General features: G+C 65.7%; 12 protein-coding genes, 3 tRNA genes and 3 pseudogenes. 9 read left to right on the forward strand and 9 right to left on the reverse strand.

All coding sequences use genetic code 11. The annotated features are described in order from the left end of the window. Positions 1-36: 36 nt before the first annotated feature. The gene (locus MMSP_RS04015) at positions 37-1,029 is read right to left on the reverse strand and encodes an NAD(P)H-quinone oxidoreductase (RefSeq protein WP_020785576.1); all 993 of its coding nucleotides are present in this window, start codon (positions 1,027-1,029) and stop codon (positions 37-39) included. 39 nt (positions 1,030-1,068) lie between these two features. On the opposite strand from MMSP_RS04015, the gene MMSP_RS04020 reads away from it, so the two are divergent. After that, positions 1,069-1,158 (forward strand) — tRNA-Ser (locus tag MMSP_RS04020). Positions 1,159-1,668: 510 nt separating this feature from the next. Further along, positions 1,669-3,708: a PPE family protein gene (locus tag MMSP_RS04025; protein ID WP_020785577.1), complete on the forward strand. Its 2,040-nt coding sequence runs from the start codon at positions 1,669-1,671 to the stop codon at positions 3,706-3,708. A 25-nt stretch (positions 3,709-3,733) separates the two neighbouring features. On the opposite strand, the gene lipE is transcribed toward MMSP_RS04025, so the two are convergent. Both lipE and MMSP_RS04035 read right to left on the reverse strand, forming a co-directional pair. Then, positions 3,734-4,996: a lipase LipE gene (lipE, locus tag MMSP_RS04030; RefSeq protein WP_020785578.1), complete on the reverse strand. Its 1,263-nt coding sequence runs from the start codon at positions 4,994-4,996 to the stop codon at positions 3,734-3,736. Between the two features lie 36 nt (positions 4,997-5,032). Beyond that, on the reverse strand, positions 5,033-5,857 hold the full coding sequence (locus MMSP_RS04035) for a crotonase/enoyl-CoA hydratase family protein (RefSeq protein WP_020785579.1): 825 nt from the start codon (positions 5,855-5,857) through the stop codon (positions 5,033-5,035). A gap of 23 nt (positions 5,858-5,880) precedes the next feature. Between MMSP_RS04035 and MMSP_RS04040 the strand changes: the two genes are divergently transcribed. Then, positions 5,881-6,465: a TIGR03086 family metal-binding protein gene (locus tag MMSP_RS04040; RefSeq protein WP_036426128.1), complete on the forward strand. Its 585-nt coding sequence runs from the start codon at positions 5,881-5,883 to the stop codon at positions 6,463-6,465. 26 nt (positions 6,466-6,491) lie between these two features. On the opposite strand, the gene MMSP_RS04045 is transcribed toward MMSP_RS04040, so the two are convergent. Both MMSP_RS04045 and MMSP_RS04050 read right to left on the reverse strand, forming a co-directional pair. After that, positions 6,492-6,950, reverse strand: a complete 459-nt coding sequence (locus MMSP_RS04045; protein WP_015357607.1) for a DUF4334 domain-containing protein — start codon at positions 6,948-6,950, stop codon at positions 6,492-6,494. After that, the gene (locus MMSP_RS04050) at positions 6,947-8,032 is read right to left on the reverse strand and encodes a pyridoxal phosphate-dependent aminotransferase (RefSeq protein WP_036426132.1); all 1,086 of its coding nucleotides are present in this window, start codon (positions 8,030-8,032) and stop codon (positions 6,947-6,949) included. Before MMSP_RS04050 ends, MMSP_RS04045 begins: the two co-directional genes overlap by 4 nt. Before the next feature lie 86 nt (positions 8,033-8,118). Here MMSP_RS04050 and MMSP_RS04055 point away from each other — a divergent pair. Together MMSP_RS04055 and MMSP_RS04060 are read left to right on the forward strand one after the other, a co-directional pair. Then, positions 8,119-8,207: transfer RNA gene (locus MMSP_RS04055), tRNA-Ser, on the forward strand. Positions 8,208-8,239: 32 nt separating this feature from the next. Then, positions 8,240-8,312: transfer RNA gene (locus tag MMSP_RS04060), tRNA-Arg, on the forward strand. 105 nt (positions 8,313-8,417) lie between these two features. On the opposite strand, the gene MMSP_RS04065 is transcribed toward MMSP_RS04060, so the two are convergent. After that, entirely contained in the window at positions 8,418-9,446 is a 1,029-nt protein-coding gene (locus tag MMSP_RS04065; RefSeq protein ID WP_020785582.1) for a phosphotransferase family protein, read from the reverse strand. A 5-nt stretch (positions 9,447-9,451) separates the two neighbouring features. After that, positions 9,452-9,799 carry a nuclear transport factor 2 family protein gene (locus MMSP_RS04070; protein WP_015357604.1) on the reverse strand — a complete coding sequence of 116 codons (348 nt, stop codon included), beginning with the start codon at positions 9,797-9,799 and terminating at the stop codon, positions 9,452-9,454. Between the two features lie 124 nt (positions 9,800-9,923). Here MMSP_RS04070 and MMSP_RS04075 point away from each other — a divergent pair, with 124 nt between their 5' ends. The 3 genes and pseudogenes from MMSP_RS04075 to MMSP_RS04085 all read left to right on the forward strand — a co-directional run bounded on the left by MMSP_RS04075 (position 9,924) and on the right by MMSP_RS04085 (position 13,117). Next, positions 9,924-10,868 (forward strand): class I SAM-dependent methyltransferase, encoded by a 945-nt coding sequence (locus MMSP_RS04075; RefSeq protein ID WP_020785583.1) that lies wholly within the window; start codon positions 9,924-9,926, stop codon positions 10,866-10,868. A 174-nt stretch (positions 10,869-11,042) separates the two neighbouring features. Continuing rightward, positions 11,043-12,525, forward strand: a pseudogene (locus MMSP_RS29705) (PE family protein). A gap of 82 nt (positions 12,526-12,607) precedes the next feature. Continuing rightward, a complete protein-coding gene (locus tag MMSP_RS04085) occupies positions 12,608-13,117 on the forward strand; it encodes an adenosine-specific kinase (RefSeq protein WP_036426134.1) in 510 nt (169 codons plus the stop codon). A gap of 16 nt (positions 13,118-13,133) precedes the next feature. Here MMSP_RS04085 and MMSP_RS04090 read toward each other — a convergent pair. Then, positions 13,134-14,936 (reverse strand): annotated as a pseudogene (locus MMSP_RS04090) (long-chain fatty acid--CoA ligase). Between the two features lie 259 nt (positions 14,937-15,195). Here MMSP_RS04090 and MMSP_RS04095 point away from each other — a divergent pair. Beyond that, positions 15,196-16,215 carry an AraC family transcriptional regulator gene (locus MMSP_RS04095; protein WP_020785589.1) on the forward strand — a complete coding sequence of 340 codons (1,020 nt, stop codon included), beginning with the start codon at positions 15,196-15,198 and terminating at the stop codon, positions 16,213-16,215. A 91-nt stretch (positions 16,216-16,306) separates the two neighbouring features. Here MMSP_RS04095 and MMSP_RS04100 read toward each other — a convergent pair. Beyond that, a pseudogene (locus tag MMSP_RS04100) lies at positions 16,307-17,656 on the reverse strand (wax ester/triacylglycerol synthase family O-acyltransferase). Between the last annotated feature and the right edge of the window lie 11 nt (positions 17,657-17,667).

Raw genomic sequence — 17,667 nt, forward strand, 5'->3', positions numbered from 1 at the left:
CGGGGGTTGGGGGTTTCCCGACGGCCTACGTTCGGGCTAGCCGTCGACGGTGAGCAGGATCTTTCCGTAGCTCTGACCTGACAGCAGCAGTTGATGCGCCTGTGCCGCCTGCCCGATGGGCAGTCGGGAGCCGATGATGGGCCGCACCCGGTTGCTGGCGATCATCGGCCAGACCGAGGCCGTCACGGCCTGGGCGATCACGGCCTTGCCGTTCGGGCCCTGCAGCGGCCGGGCCCGCAGCGTGGTGCCGATGACGCGAGCACGTTTGGTCAGCAGTTTGCCCAGGTTGAGTTCCGCTTTGATCCCGCCCTGCATGCCGATGATCACCAGCTGTCCGTCCACGGCCAGCGCGTCGACGTTGCGGTCCAGGTAGGCCGCGCCCATGATGTCGAGGATCACGTCGGCACCCGAACCGTCGGTCTCTTGCTTCAGGCGCGCCACGAAGTCCTCGTCGCGGTAATTGATGGTGATCTGGGCTCCCAGATCGCGACACAGCTGCAGCTTCTCGGACGACCCCGCGGTGACCGCCACGCGGGCGCCCAACGCGGTGCAGACCTGGATTGCGTGGCTGCCGATGCCGCAGGCGCCACCGTGAATCAGCACCAGCTCACCCGGCCCCAGGTGCGCGGTCATCACCAGGTTCGACCACACCGTGCAGGCGACCTCGGGCAGCGCCGCGGCGTCGATCAGGCTGACTCCGGGGGGCATCGGTAGCACCTGGCCGGCCGGAACGGCCACATACTCGGCGTAGCCACCACCGGCCAGTAGTGCGCAAACCTCTTGTCCAGCAGACCATTCCGTGACACCGTCGCCGATATCGGTGATGGTGCCGCTGACTTCCATGCCGATGATCTCGCTGGCTCCCGGCGGCGGGGGATACTTGCCGGCGGCCTGCAAGACGTCCGCGCGGTTGACGCCGGCGGCGGTGACCTTGATGACCACCTCGCCTGCCCCGGCCGTGACATCGGGTACTTGCTGCCAAACCAGATGATCCGCGGATTCGGCGACGATGGCGTGCACGAACGCCACGCTACTACCTCGGAATCGGGCCCAGCTACCCTTAGCAGCGGTGGCGTGGCAGAGCGGCCTAATGCACTCGCCTTGAAAGCGAGAGACGGCTAAAACCGTCCGGGGGTTCAAATCCCTCCGCCACCGCCATGTGATCGATCGAGCCGTCGGCGACCGTGCTGGTGGTCGCGCTACCGCGTGGTCGCGCCCTATGCGGAGCTCAGTAGCGGCTCAGTAGCGGTTCAGTAGCGGCTCGATAGCAGCCCGGTAGCGGCTCAGTAGCAAGGCACCCGGACCGCACTTCCGCGCGGTGAGCATTCGGCTGGCACGGCCCGCACGTGCCGTAGAGACTTTGCCGGCCGAGGATTTTCGTGAGCAAGATCGACCCCCGGCAAGTTTTCGGCAGCGCCTTTGAGTATTCGCATCTACGCATTCTTGTTTGAGCATTCGCGGCTGGGTATTCGCAACCGAGTAGTCGCATTTTGGCATCTTCCGGAGTCCCGTAACTTCGGGATCAAAACCCCGGCGACGCCACCGTTGCTGTCACGAAAAACTGTCAATTGGAGGGCATTTCGTATAGAAAGTGGTGGCAGAAGGCGGCCGCTGCACTGCCGCGCATTTGGTTATTAATGGCACCCCTCGAGGACAGGGAGAGCATTAGTGAATTTCTTGGTCGATCTGCCGGAATTAACGTCGGCGCGAATTTATTCCGGTCCAGGTTCGGGGCAGATGTTCTCGGCCGCGCAGGCCTGGGATGGGTTAGCTGCGGAGTTACGCCTGGCGGCGTCCTCGTTCGAGTCGGTGACCGCAAACCTGATGGCTGGGGCCTGGCAGGGCGCGTCGGCGACGGCGATGGCGGCAGTAGCTACTCCCCATGCGGGACTGTTGCAGGGCCTGGCGGGCCAGGCCGAACAGGCCGCCGCCCAGGACCGGGTAGTGGCAAGCGCCTTTGAGGCGGTGCGCGCGGCCACGGTGCACCCGGCCTTGGTCGCGGCCAACCGCGCTCAGTTTGTGTCGCTGGCGCTCTCGAACATCTTCGGGCAGAACGCGCCCGCGATCGCGGCGGTTGAGACGGACTACGAGGAGATGTGGGCGCAGGACGTGACCGCGATGGTCGGTTATCACTCGACCAGCTCGGCGGCCGCCGAACAGTTGACCCCGTTTCATCGGATGTTGGCGGGCCTGTCTGGCCGGTCGGTCAGCTCGGCGGTGGCTGGCGGTCGCCTCGGCGGCTTTGTCATCCCGGGCCTGTCCATCGGCAACCGTGGCCTGCTGAACCTCGGTCTCGGTAACGCCGGGAACCTGAACCTGGGCTGGGGTAACGCCGGCAACCTGAACCTCGGCAGCGGAAACACCGGTGGAATCAACCTGGGCAGCGGCAACACCGGTAGTTTCAACCCGGGTTGGGGAAACGCGGGCAAGCTCAACCTGGGCAGCGGCAATATCGGCAAGGGCAACTTTGGGATTGGGAATACCGGCAACTTCAATCTCGGCGGCGGCAACACCGGCGGTCACAATTTCGGTAACGGCAACAGCGGCAACCACAACGTAGGCGGCGGAAACTACGGAAATTCGAATTTTGGCAGCGGGAATATCGGTTCCGGAAACTTCGGCTTCGGGAACTCCGGCAACAACAATATTGGCTTCGGCAACAGCGGCAACAACAATATCGGATTCGGTCTGACCGGAGATGGTCAGATAGGCATCGGCGGCCTGAACTCGGGCTCCGGAAATATTGGTGTCGGGAATTCGGGCAACAACAATATCGGCTTCTTCAACTCGGGTGACAATAATGTCGGTTTCCTGAATTCGGGCAGTGAGAACAAGGGCTTCATCAACTCGGGTCTTGGCACGGGGCGAGGCCCGAACTTGAGTGCGGGCATTGGAAATTCCGGCGACCTCAACACGGGCCTGTTCAACTCGGGTGGGTCGAGCGCGACTACCAACACCGGTTGGTTCAACTCGGGTTCCCACAACACGGGCATCGGAAACTCCGGCGATACCAACACGGGTTTCTTCAACTCCGGGAACCTCAATACGGGCTTGTTCAACTCGGGTGACGTCAACACGGGGCTCTTCAATTCGGGGAACAACAACTTCGCCGCCTTCAATGCCGGCAGCACGAACACCGGCAGCTTCAATGCGGGAAGCTCGAACACACTGGCCTTTAACTCGGGCGACTCGAACACCGGTTACGCAGGGTCGGGTAACTACAATACGGGGGGTTTCAACTCGGGGGCCAGTAACACGGGCTTTTTCGACTCCGGGGATCTCAATACGGGCATCGGCAGTCCAGTTGATCAGAACGTCGCGAATTCGGGATTCATGAATACCGGAACCGGAAACTCGGGAATCAGGGGAACCGGTGACTATAACTCCGGATTCGCTAATAGGGGAACTTATAACTCGGGTGCTGACAGCGCCGGGCACGAGGCCGGGATGACCAGTAACTCGGGCGTTCTGAACATTGGAAGCAACAATGCGGGATTCCTGAACTATGGCAACTATAATTCCGGATTCAGAAACACCGTCTACCCATCGGGAACGCCCGTTGGGAATACTTCTGGATTTGTCAATGTGGGAGCGGTCAATTCGGGATTCTTCAGTACCGGGACGGGCGATTCCGGCTTCGGGCAATTAGCTGACTATTCCTCGGGTGTGCTCAACGCCAAGGACTACATATCAGGTTACTTTCACTAAAATTCGCGGGCCCCGATCGGCGACATCACTCGACGGTTTTCGGGGGAATCTCAGCGGTGATGGCATTCTTGAGGGCGACGTAGCGTTTGGCGTCGGGATCCCTGCCGGGCTTTCCGCTGTTGATGAGGCCGACCGATAGCCCGCGGTCAGGGTCGGCCCAGGTGGCGATATTGACCAGCCCGAGATGTCCGAAGGCCGCCGGTGCATTTCGGCCGAACGGTCCGAATCTGTTTGAACCCAACATGAATCCGGTTCCCCAGCGCAGGGGAGCGAGTCCCGTCGCGAAATCGGGCCGCAAACGCCGGCATTCTGTGGCCGCGCTGCGCACCGTTTCGGGCGCCATGATCCGAACCCCGTCGAGTTCGCCACCGCGGCGCAGGATCTCCATGAAACGGGACAGCTCGTTGGCGGTCGACACCGTGTTCGACGACGGGATGATGGTGCGCAGGAACAGCGGCTTGTTCGTGTAGGGGATGACCTCGTGCACGGTGCCGCCGATCGCCTTGCGGAACGCCGCGGCGATCACCGGGGGCAACGGGCGCCCGGTGGCGTGGCTGGGCGCCACCAGCGGGAGGTCCTCCTCGGCGACGCCGAAGTTGGTCCAGCGAAAGCCCAGCGGGTCGAGGATCTCGGTGGCAAGGATGTCGCGAATCTCCTTGCCGGTGGTGGCCCAGATGATCTCGCGCATCAACGGTCCCCAGGTCAGCGCGTGGTAGATGTGCACCAGCCCCGGCGGGTAGAGCGGCCGCAGCTCGCCCAGCTCGCCCAGCTCGCCCAGCTTGCGTGCGGCGTACTCGTGGTCGTCGGCCCGGGTGACGTCGGGGCGGGGCCCGGTGGGGAAGGGGACGCCGGCACTGTGGGTCAGCACGTGCCGGATGGTGGTGCGGTCTTTGCCGTGGCTGGTGTAGCTGGGTATGTACTCGCAGACGCGGTCATCGAGCGAGAAGTGCCCGCGTTCGGCCAGCATGTGCACGACCGTGGCGGTGATGGCCTTGGCCGAGGAATACGTACAGAACGGTGTATCGGTGCTGACCGGGATTTTCTCGGCGTCGGGCGCATCGCTGGGTGCGTTACCCCAGCCGTGGCCAATCGCCCGGTTGAGCACCACCCGGCCGTTGTGCCTGATGCACAACTGGATCGCCGGATGCATCCCGGCTTGGTACCAGTACCGAGTGGCCTGCCAGATCCGCTCGATAGCCGCACTGTCGATTTCGGAGTGATCTTCCGCACCGAGCGCCGTGACGGCGTCAAGGTCGGCCGGGACTCGAATCCTGCCGTCTTCGGTCATATTCGCCACACCGCGAGGGTACGTGGAGGCCGCCGCCTACTCCCCGGTGAACTGGGGAGGCCGCTTGGCGAAGGTCGCCGATATTCCCTCGGTGAGGTCCTTGGACGGCAGAAACGCCGCATTCCAGGCCGCGACGTAGCGCAGGTTTTCCGCGACGGCCGACGCGCGCTGCTGGTCGAGGACGTCTTTGACGCCGTACACCGCCAGCGGGGGATTGGCGGCAATTTCGGTGGCGGTGGCGTGGGCGGTGGCCAAGGTTGCATCGGCGTCTTCGAACACCTGGTTGACCAGGCCGATCTTCTCGGCCCGAGCGGCGTCGATATCCCGACCGGTCAGCGCCAGCTCCCGCAGATGCCCGTCGTTGAGGATCATCGGAAGGCGGGCCAGGCTGCCCATGTCGGCGACGATGGCGAGCTTGACCTCGCGTATCGAGAACTTCGCATCGGCGCTCGCGTAGCGCATGTCCACCGCCGAGATCAGGTCGACGCCGCCGCCAATGCACCAGCCGTGCACCGACGCGATGGTCGGGGTCCGGCAATCGGCGACCGCATTGGTCGCCTTCTGCATCCGCAGCACCTCGGCATGAAAGTCGGTGCGGGGACGCGCGAGCGCCCCTTCGGCCATCAGCGGGGCGAAAGTTCCGCCCATCGCCGGCACGTCCAGTCCGTAACTGAAGTTCTTGCCCGACCCGGTGATGACGATCGCCCGCACATCACGGTCGGCGTCCAGCGCCGCGAAGACTTCCGGCAGCTCCGACCAGAAAGCGGGCCCCATTGCATTGCCCTTGCCCGGCCCGATCAACGTCACCTGTGCGACCTGGTCTTTGATCTCGACGGTGACAGATTCGTATGTTTCGCCCATGTCCAGACCGTAGCGTGGCGGACATGGCCTCTGATTTGCGACCCGGACCAGATTCTCCGCCGACCGACGAGCTGGCCAGCGCCGAACGCGCCCTGGCGGTCCTGCAGCAGGTGCTGCACCCGATCGGAGATGGTGACCTGTTCCGGCCAACGCCGTGCCCCGAGTACGACGTGTCCGGGCTGACTGGGCACTTGCTGAACTCCATCGTGGTCCTCGGCGGTATGGCCGGCGCCGAATTCACGATGCGCGACCACACCTCCACGCCGGAAGGCCAGGTGGTCAGCGCCGCGCGCCCGGCACTGGATGCCTGGCATCGCCGCGGCATGGATGGCGACGTGCCGCTGGGCCCCGCCTCGATGCCCGCCAGGGTGGCCGTCTCGGTGTTCTCGATTGAATTCCTGGTGCACGCGTGGGACTACGCGACGGCGGTGGGGCATGACATTCACGTCCCGGACTTGCTGGCCGACTATGTCCTGGGTTTAGCGCAGAACCTGATCCAGCCGCACGAACGCGGTGCCGCCGGGTTCGATGATCCGGTCCAGGTTGGCGACGATGTCCGCGGGCTGCACCGGCTGGTCGCCTTCACCGGCCGCAACCCGATCAGGTAGGCACCCTCGACGCCTCTGCGCGGGCCCTACACCCGTTCCAGATAGAAGTAGTAGTAGCGGCCGTTATCGAGAACGCCTTTGCCGTTCATGATGCCCATCACCGCGTCGTCGTCGATCCGCTTGAAGTGGTCGTGCACGGGCTGGCCGTCGTAGACCATCGTGGCGGTGGTTTCGCCCCGAAAGTCCTCGAGCCACAGGCTGGCCTCGCCCTTGCCCATCGCCACGTTGGAGAACTTCTGCCCATCGGCGTCCAGGCACACCAGCGGCTGCACATCGGTGGGGGAGGTGAAGGTCTTGCCGAACCAGCGGGCCTTTTCCAACTGCCCGTTCATCTTGTGACCGGTGTCGAACTCACCGCCCTTCCACTCGCCGATCATGCCGTCGATGCTTGCCGGTTCCAGGGTCGCCCAGAAGTCGTCGAGCTCGGCATCCGGAATCGCACCCACACGGTTTTTGAACTCGGTGAACGTGTCACGGGCGTTCATCGCGCACCGTCGCGGTGGGTGATCCAGCAGCGGGCGAACCGCAGCAGGGCGTCGTTCTCTTCGGGAGCGGCAATGGCGACTCGCACCCCGTCGGCCCCGTAAGGGCGGACCACGATGTGCGCCTTGGCGGCCTGTGTGACGAAGTCGGTGGTCCGGTCTTCCAGCGGTAGCCACACGAAGTTGGCCTGTGACGGCGGCACGGTGAAGCCGGCGGCACGCAGTTCGGCGCTGACCCTGCCGCGTTCGGCCACCACCGCGTCGGTGCGGGCCAACAGCTCATCGGCGGCCTGCACCGAGGCGATGGCCGCGGCCTGGGCGAGGCTGGACACGGTGAACGGCACGTAGACTTTGTCCAGCGCGGCGATCACGTCGGGCTGCCCCACCGCGTAGCCGACGCGCAGGCCCGCCAGGCCGTACGCCTTGGAGAAGGTCCGCAAGACCACGACGTTGCTGTGAGTGCGGACCAGGTGCGGGTTGTCGGGAACCGTGCCGTCGCGCAGGTACTCGACGTAGGCCTCGTCGATGGCGACCAGGATGTGCGGCGGAACCGAGCGAACGAACTCGGCGAGAGCCTCCGGCTGCACCACCGTCGACGTCGGGTTGTTCGGGTTGCAGACGATGATCAGCCGGGTGCGCTCGGTCACCGCGGCCAGCATCGCCTCGAGGTCGAAGGTGTGGTTGGTCAGCGGCACCTGAATGGCGGTGGCGCCGGCCACCTGCACCTGGGGTGGGTAGAGCTCGAAGCTGCGCCACCCGAAAATCACCTCGTCTCCCACCGACGCGGTGATCTGCACCAGCTGCTGGCACAGACTCACCGAACCGCACCCGACGGCGATGTGCTCGGGGCCGAAGTCCGCCGCGCTCAGCGAGCTGACGTGGCGGGCCAACGCCGCCTTGACCGCAAGGCAGCCGTTGTCGGGGTAGCGGTTGATCGACTGGGTGGCGTGTTCGATGGCCGCGCGCACGCTGGGCAGGGGGCCGAACACCGTCTCATTGCTGGCCAGTTTGATGGCTCCCGGCACTGTTTTGCCGGGAACGTAGACTGGCAACCCGGCCAATACGGGGCGTAGGCGGGCGGTCACTTCGACAGCATATGTTGCGGCTGTGTACGCTAAGCCTCCGGCGGCTCGGGGGGTTCCCAGCGTCGGGTACCCTCAGGAAGTCCAAAGGAGGCGTGCCAGAGCGGCCGAATGGGGCTCACTGCTAATGAGTTGTCCCCCTTCAAGGGGACCGGAGGTTCAAATCCTCTCGCCTCCGCGCGGTTCCTTCGGGGACACAACTGAACATCGGCGCCCGTAGCTCAACGGATAGAGCATCTGACTACGGATCAGAAGGTTAGGGGTTCGAATCCCTTCGGGCGCGCTTGATGATGTCTGAGGACATCCGAGTTGGCGGGAATCGGCTCGAATCCTCGACGGGGGTTCGGGCTTTTCTGCGTCGGCGCCGCGCCGCCGCCCGGGTTGCGGGCTAGGCGCCGATCAGCCCCAGTGCCCGTTCGAACAGGTGCACTGTGGCGGCATGGAGCTGATCGCCCACTTCTTTCTCGGCCTGGCCCGCGCAGGCGCGTGCCAGCGTGCCCTCGATGACGATGCCCAGCTTGAAGCAGGCCAGCACGGTGTACCAGGTGATGTGAGATAGATCTCGCGTGGTGTTGGCCGCATATCGCTGCAGCAGATCGTCGGTGCTGGCCAACCCGTCCTGGGCGCCCAGGGCGTGGCCGAACACGCTGGCCCCGTCGGACTGCCGCCAGGTGGCCAGCAGCCAGCCCAGATCCAGCAGCGGGTCGCCGATGGTGCACATCTCCCAATCGCAGATGGCCACCACCTCCGGCCCGGTGCGGGAGAACATGACATTGGCCATGTGGTAATCGCCGTGCAGGATGCCGGGCGTCCACGCCGTCGGGCGATGGCTGTCCAGCCAGCAGGACACTTCCCCGATGCCGGGGATGTCGGGTCCCGGGTAGCCGTCGTACTGCTGATAGGACTCCAGTTCGGCAAGCCAGCGCGGCACCTGGCGTTCCAGAAATCCCGCCGGCTTGCCGAAGTCGGCGAGACCCACGGCGGCATGGTCGACCGCGCCGAGCTTGGCCAGCGCGTCGGCCATCGACAGGCCCATCTGAAACCGGATGCTCGCGTCCCCGGCGTGCAGCGGCGGCAGCCCTTCACCGGCATTGAAGCCTTCGACGGGTTCCATCAGATAGAAGACCGCATCACCGAGCACCGTGGGGTCCGGGCAGGCGGCGATCAAAGGTGGGTGTGGAACGTCGGTGCCGGCCAGCGCCGCAAGCACCTTGGTCTCGCGCAGGATCACGCTGTTGCTGCGCGGACGCAGGTGGCGGGGGCCGCGGCGCAGCACGTAGGTGCGTCCGGAGCGGGTGAACCGCAGCATCACGTTCTGTGTTCCACCGGTGACCGCGCAGACGTCGTACAAGGGACCTTCACCCAGTCCCTGCCCGGACATCCATTCCGCGACCGCGTCGGGATCCACCGGGTGCATCGGCGTCAGCCCTTGGCTTGTGGCGTGTATCGAACCGTTTGGGCCCGGATCATGCCGCCGTCGAAGATGAAGGTGTCCACGCCGTCGTCCACGCGGTGGTGCGCGGAATCGGCGGCCCATTCCAGGAACAACAGGTCGCCGTCGAAGACTTGGGATTTCAGGTCCCAGGTGGCCCCGGGCAGGTCGTCGAGCAACTTGACGAACACCTGGCGGATGGCATCCTTGCCGCGCGCGACACCCGCAGCGGTCAGGAGCACGGAGTCGTCGTCGTAGTCGGCGATGATCTCGTCGAGGTCACCGGCGGCGAGCGCGCGGCCGTGGTGGGCGAATACTTCCTGCGGCGTCCGTGTCATGGTGCTCCCTTGCAACCTGTAGACCCTCTGGGAAAAAGCGTAGGACACTCCCGGCGAGCGGCCACGGCCCGCGGCGGCTGCAAGACTGGATGGCTGGAACCCATTTCTGCTTGGGAGGCTGGCAATGCCACGAACCGACAATGATTCCTGGACCATCACCGAGAGCGTCGGAGCCACCGCCTTGGGTGTGGCAGCCGCCCGGGCCGCGGAGACCGAGAGCGAGAACCCCCTCATCGAGGACCCGTTCGCGCGAGTCTTTGTCGACGCCGCCGGCGATGGCATGTGGAGCATGTTCGCCAACCCCGCTTTGCTGGCCGGCGCACCAGAAATCGAGTCACAGGTGGGGGCGCGGGTCCGCCAGATGATCGACTTCATGGCGACGCGGACGGCGTTCTTCGACGAGTTCTTTCTGGGTGCCGCCGACGCCGGTGTGCGGCAGGTGGTGATCCTGGCGTCCGGTCTGGATTCCCGCGCCTGGCGGTTGCCGTGGCCGGACGGCACCGTCGTATACGAGCTTGATCAGCCCAGGGTGCTGGAATTCAAGTCCGCCACATTGCGTCAGCACGGTGCCCGGCCGACGGCGCAACTGATGAATATCCCGATAGATCTGCGCCAAGACTGGCCAGCGGCCTTGTTGGACAGCGGTTTTGACGCGTCTAAGCCGACTGCCTGGTCGGCGGAAGGGCTGGTGCGCTACCTTCCGGCGCGGGCTCAGGATCTGCTGTTCGAGCGCATCGATACGCTCAGCCCCGCCGGAAGCTGGCTGGCAACCAACGTGCCCCAGGAAGGCTTCTTGGATCCCGATCTGGTGCGCCGTCAACACGAGGAAATGCAGCGGATGCGAGCGGCGGCCGGCCGACTGGTGGAGATCCAGATGCCGGCCGTCGAAGACCTTTGGTACGCCGAAGAGCGCACCCCGGTCGCGGATTGGCTGGGTGAGCACGGCTGGCGCGCGTCGGCCACGACCTCGGCCGAATTGCTGACCCGCTACGGGCGTCCGGTGCCCGACGATGCCGAAGGACCCGTCCCGCCCACCCTTTTCGTGTCCGCACACCGGCCCGCGGCCTGATTAGCGCACGCCCGAACGCATTTAATGCGCAATTTATCCAAGAGATGAACGACGCTCACGGGGTCGGCTTAGGTTGGAATGGAAATGTAGTCGGTCTAGGGATTTCAACGTAATCGGCTGCGCTTCCGGAATGCCCACGATTGCCGACCACGGATGGAGGCAGCGTTGTCTCAGATGCCGCACATCGCGGTCGCCCCAGATCTTGTCGCTTCGGCCGCGAACCAGCTGGAGCGCATCGGTTCGGCGCTCAGCGCAGCAAATCTGACCGCCGCGGCGCCGACAACGACGGTGATGGCCGCCGGTGCTGACGAAGTGTCCACGGCCGTGGCCGCACTCTTCGGCGGGCACGCCCAGGAGTATCAGGCTTTGGTTGCCCGGGCGGAAGCCTTCCATTAGCAGTTTGTCCAGTTGATGACAACGGGTGCCGGGTCGTACGCGGCGGCCGAGGCGGCGAACACCACCCCCCTGCAGGCCGTCGGCCAGGAATTGCTGGCAGCGATCAATGGCCCCACCCAGGCCATCTTCGGGCGTCCGCTGATCGGCGACGGTGCCGCCGGGACGGCGACCGACCCCAACGGTGGCGCCGGAGGGCTGTTGTACGGCAACGGCGGCAATGGCTACTCCGAAACGACGGCCGGAGTAGCGGGGGGGCGCCGGTGGCGCTGCCGGGTTGATCGGCAACGGCGGAAGTGGCGGGAACGGTGGAATCGGCGCCGCGGGCGGCGCCGGCGGCAGCGGTGGGTGGTTGTGCGGCAACGGCGGTGCTGGCGGGCAAGGCGGTGCTGGCGCGGCCGCGGTGGACGGCCTTGGCGTTGGCAATGGCGGGAGCGGGGGAGTCGGTGGTGCCGCCGGGCTCTTCGGTTCGGGAGGCGCGGGTGGCTCCGGCGGGGTCGGTGGGCTGAACGCCGGTGCCCAAGGCGTCTTCGATATCAGCGCCGGTGATGGTGGCGCCGGTGGCCATGGCGGCCATGGCGGTCTGCTGTATGGCTCGGGAGGTACCGGTGGACAGGGCGGTGGCGGCGGCGACGGGTTCCTCGCCACAAATGCCGACGGCGCCACCGGTGTGGTCGACTTCATGGGTGGGAGCGCAGCGGCCGGTTCCGCCGGCAACGGCGGGGCGGGCGGTGCCGCCGGACTGTTCGGTGCCGGCGGGGCGGGTGGTGCCGGTGGCATCGGCGGGCTCGCCGGGCCTACCGACAACGGTGATTTCATCATCGCGAGCTCTAGTTCAACAATCACGATCGGTTCCCTATTCGGCACTGGGGGAACCGGTGGCGATGGGGGAATCGGTGGCCACGGCGGATGGCTATTCGGCAACGCCGGCGCCGGTGGGCCAGGGGGATCCGGCGGTGCTGGAACCTACATCAGCCCAAGCGGCCGCCTCACCGTGGTGGAGTTTGCCGGCGGTGTGGGTGGTGGCGGTGGAGCCGGTGGAGGCGCGGGTGTCTTCGGCAATGGCGGGGCCGGCGGCCTCGGCGGGGCCGGCGGGGTAAGCGGCGACCACTCCGGTGGGAACGGTGGTGAGGGCGGCAACGGCGGTGATGCTCAGTTCGCCGGCCACGGCGGAGCCGGGGGCCCAGGGGGTACCGGCGGCGGGGGAACCGCCGATGACGGCGTTGCCGGTTCGAATGGTTCGCCAGGACTGTTTTTCGGCTGAGCTGACCGAATACCCAGGGCTCCGGCGTTCCCTGCTGATCACCCGCGGGCCGAATCGCCGGAATTGATGGCAGCATGGAACCGTGACGGGAAAGGTTTCCACGACGACGGTGTCCTGGGATGTGGTTTCGGTTGACAAGCCCGAGGATGTCAACGTCGTCATCGGCCAGGCGCACTTCATCAAGACGGTCGACGATCTGCATGAAGCCCTGGTCGGGGTCAGCCCGTCGCTGCGGTTCGGGCTGGCCTTTTGCGAGGCGTCGGGCCCACGCTTGGTCCGCCGCACCGGCAACGACGCCGAGTTGGTCGACCTTGCCACCGACACCGCCCTGGCCATCGCGGCCGGCCACAGCTTTGTGATCTTCCTGCGCGAGGGCTTCCCGGTGAACATTCTCAACCCGGTCAAGGCGGTGCCCGAGGTCTGCACGATCTTCTGCGCCACCGTCAATCCCGTGGAAATCGTGGTCGCGGCGACTCCCCGGGGTCGCGGCATCGCCGCGGTGATCGACGGCCAGACGCCGCTGGGCGTGGAGACCGACGTGGATGTGACCGAGCGGCGCGAACTGCTTCGCGCCATCGGCTACAAACTTTGACGGCCTCGCGCCGCGGTCACTGCTTGCGGTAGAGCGAATCGATCTCGCCGGCGAATCGTTCGGCGACCACGTTGCGCTTCACCTTCAGCGTGGGGGTCAGCTCACCGGTGAGGACGGTGAAGTCCACCGGCAGGATGCAGAACTTGCGGATTGATTCCGCTTGGGAGACCACCTGATTAGCCTGTTTGACGGCCTGATCGATCTCGGCGGTGAGGTCGGGGTCATCGATGAGGTCCGCAACCGAGGCGGCGGCGGCCTTGCTGTGGTGCTGCTTCCAGACCTCGAAGCCTTCCGGGTCGATGGCGATCAGCGCGCCGACGAAGGGCCGGTTGTCCCCGACCACCATCGCCTGGCTGATCAGCGGGTGCGCCCGCAGCTGGTCTTCGAGGACCGCCGGTGCCACGTTCTTGCCGCCGGCGGTCACGATGATCTCCTTCTTGCGACCGACGATCGACAAGAATCCGGCGTCGTCGACCGACCCCAGGTCACAGGTGTGGAACCACCCATCGACGATCGCCTCGGCGGTGGCCTTCTCGTTGTGCCAATAGCCGGTGAACACCACCCCGCCGCGGACCAGCATCTCGCCGTCCTCGGCGATCGCCATGCTGTTGCCGGGCAACAGGTTTCCGACCGTGCCCACTCGCTCTTGACCGATCCGGTTGGCGGTGATGGCAGCGCTGGTTTCGGTCAGTCCGTAGCCCTCGTAGATCGTCAGCCCGATGCCGCGGTAGAAGTGACACAACCGGGTGCCCAGCGGCGCTCCCCCGGAGACGGCGGCGTGACAATCGCCGCCCAGCGCCGAGCGCAGCTTCTCGTACACCAGCCGATCGAACAGTGCATGCCGGGCCCGCAGCAACAGGCCTGCGCCGCCGGTGTCCAGCGCCTTACTCCAGGCGATCGCGGTTGCGACGGCGAGATCGAAGATCATGCCGCGGCCGCTGTCGCGAGCCTTCAACTCGGCTGTGTTGTAGACCTTTTCGAATACCCGGGGCACCGATACCACGACCGTCGGCTTGAAGACGCCCAGCGTCGCCACCAGGTTCTTGATGTCGCCGGTGTAGCCGATGGTGACTTTGTTGGCGAACGCAAACATCGACAGCGACCGGGCCAGCACATGGGCCAGCGGCAGAAATACCAGCAGTCGCTCGCCCTTGCGCAACAGCGTCGGAAAGCATGACGCCGCGCCGCGCGCTTCGTAGAGCAGATTGGAGTGGGTCAGCTGACAGCCCTTCGGGCGCCCGGTGGTGCCCGAGGTATAGATCAGTGTCGCCGGGTCGGAGGACCGCAGCGCTGCCAGCCGGTCGTCGAGTTGGTCGCGGGCTACCGATTTCCCTGCTTCGGCGAGCTCGTCGAGCGCCGCGGGCCCATCGGAGTCGAGGTGCAAGATCTTGCGCAAGCTGGGCAACTCATCGCTGAGTTGCTTGATCAGCTGGGCATGGGCATCGGTCTCGGCGACCGCCAATACCGCCCCCGAATCCTCCAGGACCCAGCGCACTTGCTCAGCCGAAGACGTGTCGTAGATCGGCACGGTCACCGCCCCGACCGAGAGGATCGCGTAGTCGAGGATCACCCACTCGTAGCGAGTGGCCGACAAGATGGCCACCCGATCGCCGGCATTGACCCCCTCGGCGATCAAACCCAGTGCGGCGGCCCGGATCTGCTGGGCGGCCTGGGCGCAGGTCACGTCCGTTCAGGTGCCGTCGACAAGCCGCTGAAAGATCACATGATCTGGGTAGTCTCGCTCATGCGTGTACACGCAGCTGGCGACGTTGTCCTCTGCGGTAACGGTGAAATCCGCGGGAACATCCCATTCACGCATGCTCAGCAACCTCTCCCAAGTCAGATCCGAAAGTCAGATAGCGGTGCCGGGGCCAAACAACTGAGTCAAGTTCTGTCGGCTCGCACCCATTCGAGATTAGGCGCCCAGCCGCCACCTTCCCAGTACCGGCTGAAAGCCTACGTTGCGGATCGGCCCTTGTGCCGCCATTCACACTTTGACCTGTAGATATCCAGCCGACCACCGGCCACGCCGACTCTGGTCCTTGACACGACGCGAGCTTGTGCAGAGTGTCGAGTGCATGTCCGTGGTGCGCGGGACCGGGCTCTCGAACTACCCGAACCTGGTTTCCGAATTGGGCGGAGACCCGGCGGCGCTGCTGCGCGCGGCCGGTGTCTGCGAGCAAGACGTCGGCAACTACGACGCGTTCATACCGGTGCGCGCGGTCATCCGAGCGATCGAGACAGCCGCGGCCGCCACGGGCACGCACGACTTCGGGCGGCAGCTGGCGCAGCGGCAGGGCATCGAGATTCTCGGACCGGTTGGGGTGGCGGCGCGCACCGCCGCGACGGTGGCGGATGCCCTGATGATCTTTCACACCTTCATGGCCGCCTACAGTCCGGCCATCCACATCGAGATCACGCCGCTGGCCCATACGCAGCGCTCGTTCGTCGACATCGAGATTGTGCCCGACGATCCGATCCCCTGCCCGCACACGTTGGAGCTGGCACTGGGCGTCTCGTTGGGGGTGTTCCGTTTGCTGATGGGTGCCGACTACACCCCGCTGGCGGTGCATCTGCCGCACGACCCGTTGACCCCTCCGACCACCTATGTGCGGTATTTCGAGTGCACGCCCCACTTCGCGGAGCGCCGCAGCGGATTCACGGTGCGCAGCACCGACCTGGTCCGTCCGCTGCACCGCGACGAACTGGCGCACCGCGCGGTGGTCGACTACCTGAGCAGCATCACCCCGCTGGGCGCCGGGATCGTCGAATCGGTGCGCACCATGGCCCGCCAGCTGCTGCCCACCGGGGCGGCGACACTCGAGGTGGTCGCCGCGCAATTCCACCTGCATCCCAAGACCCTGCAGCGCAGGCTTGCCGACGAATCCACCACCTTCGCCGCACTCATCGACGAGGTGCGCAAGGAGACCGCCGATCGCTACCTGCGGACCACCGCCATGAGTCTGTCGCATCTGGCGCGCGAACTCGGCTACGCCGAGCAAAGCGTGCTGACCCGCTCGTGCAAACGCTGGTTCGGAATCGGGCCGGCCGCCTATCGCGCCAAGACCCGCGTGCGGGCTACCCCGCGACGGAGATAGCGACAACGACTCTTCCGGCATCACCGACTACCGGACCGCCGCGAGTGCGGACGGTTCCCAGCCAGCGGTAGACATCGGCGCTCGAGTTACGTCACAGCCCGACCGCACGCTCCAGCTCCTTAAGCGAGGTCTCCAGATGTCCGAGCATCCGCTGCAGATGCGGCACGCTGCTGCGGCAACCGACCAGCCCGAAGTCCAGCCGGTCGGCGGTACTGGTCAACGTGATGTTGAGCGCTTGTCCGTTGATTGGCAGCGACACCGGATAGTTGCCGACCAGTCGGGCACCGTTGAAGTATCGAGGCTCCCGGACGCCGGGGACGTTGGAAATGCAGACGTTGAACGGCGGCGGTGTCACCGTCGACAGACCCGGAAGCGTATTGAGCGCAGCGGGGCTCAGCAGCAGCAGCGACAGGGCCAACGCCTGCGCCCGGGGCAGTTGTGCCAGCACCTTCTTGTTGTCGCGCATCGAGGCGTGGATGACGGCCTAGCGCTGCGCCGGATCGTCAAGATGTGTCGCCAAGTTGCACAACACCGCACCGACCATGTTGCCCCCGACCGAATCACGCTCGGTGCGCAGGCTGACCGGAACCATCGCCACCAGCGGTGCGTCGGGCAACGCGTCGTTGTCTTCCAGGTAGCAGCGCAGCGCACCCGCGCACATCGCCAGCACGACGTCGTTGAGGCTCACTCCCGCAGCGTTTTTGACCGTCTCGACGCGGTCGATGTCCCATGACTGCGCGGCGCAGCGCCGCGCTCCGCCGATGGCGACATTGAGCATGGTGCGCGGCGTTGCGAACGGCAACGTCAGCTGCTGTTCCAATAGCGCGGACCGCGCCAGGCGCAGTGACGAGGGAGCCAGCCCCGCAACCGATCCGAGCATCCCGCCGAGTTGGCGCAGCGGGCCGGGCCGGGTCTGAACCCCGCGCGGCCGCTCCGGCGCCGGCGACCAGGTAGCGCGGAAGTTGGTGTCAGCGGGATCGGCCGGAAGCGACCGGCGCATCAGCGCGAGTCCGGAGACGCCGTCGATCAGCGCGTGGTGCATCTTCGAGTAGATCGCAAAGCGCCCGTCGTTGAGGCCTTCGATGACGTGTGTCTCCCACAACGGACGATGACGATCGAGCAGGTGGGCATGCAGCCTCGAGGTCAGTTCCAGCAGCTCACGCACCCGCCCCGGAGCCGGCAGGGCCGAACGCCGCACGTGAAAGCCGAAGTCGATGTCATCGTCGACCGACCAGCCCAGATTGGTGAGCACGCCCTGAAACGATGCGGGGCGCTTGCGGAACAGCGGGGCCACCTCGCGGCAGTCGAGCATCGCCTGGTGAGTCTCATGCACGAATGCCCGTCCCGCCCCCTCGGGAGGTTCGAACAGTTGCAGCGCACCGACATGCAGCGGATGCTCGCGCGACTCTGCTGACAAGAACAGCGCGTCAACCGGTGACATCAGTTCCATCG

It is taken from the genome of Mycobacterium sp. 012931 (assembly GCF_000419295.1).
Classification (GTDB): domain Bacteria; phylum Actinomycetota; class Actinomycetes; order Mycobacteriales; family Mycobacteriaceae; genus Mycobacterium; species Mycobacterium marinum.

Excerpts from the sequence above, each read along its gene's own strand:
- MMSP_RS04075 (WP_020785583.1), top strand. The coding sequence starts at position 9,924 with ATGCCACGAACCGACAATGATTCCTGGACCATCACCGAGAGCGTCGGA.
- MMSP_RS04045 (WP_015357607.1), bottom strand. The coding sequence starts at position 6,950 with ATGAACGCCCGTGACACGTTCACCGAGTTCAAAAACCGTGTGGGTGCG.
- MMSP_RS04065 (WP_020785582.1), bottom strand. The coding sequence starts at position 9,446 with ATGCACCCGGTGGATCCCGACGCGGTCGCGGAATGGATGTCCGGGCAG.
- MMSP_RS04070 (WP_015357604.1), bottom strand. The coding sequence starts at position 9,799 with ATGACACGGACGCCGCAGGAAGTATTCGCCCACCACGGCCGCGCGCTC.
- MMSP_RS04035 (WP_020785579.1), bottom strand. The coding sequence starts at position 5,857 with ATGGGCGAAACATACGAATCTGTCACCGTCGAGATCAAAGACCAGGTC.
- MMSP_RS04040 (WP_036426128.1), top strand. The coding sequence starts at position 5,881 with ATGGCCTCTGATTTGCGACCCGGACCAGATTCTCCGCCGACCGACGAG.
- MMSP_RS04095 (WP_020785589.1), top strand. The coding sequence starts at position 15,196 with ATGTCCGTGGTGCGCGGGACCGGGCTCTCGAACTACCCGAACCTGGTT.
- lipE (WP_020785578.1), bottom strand. The coding sequence starts at position 4,996 with ATGACCGAAGACGGCAGGATTCGAGTCCCGGCCGACCTTGACGCCGTC.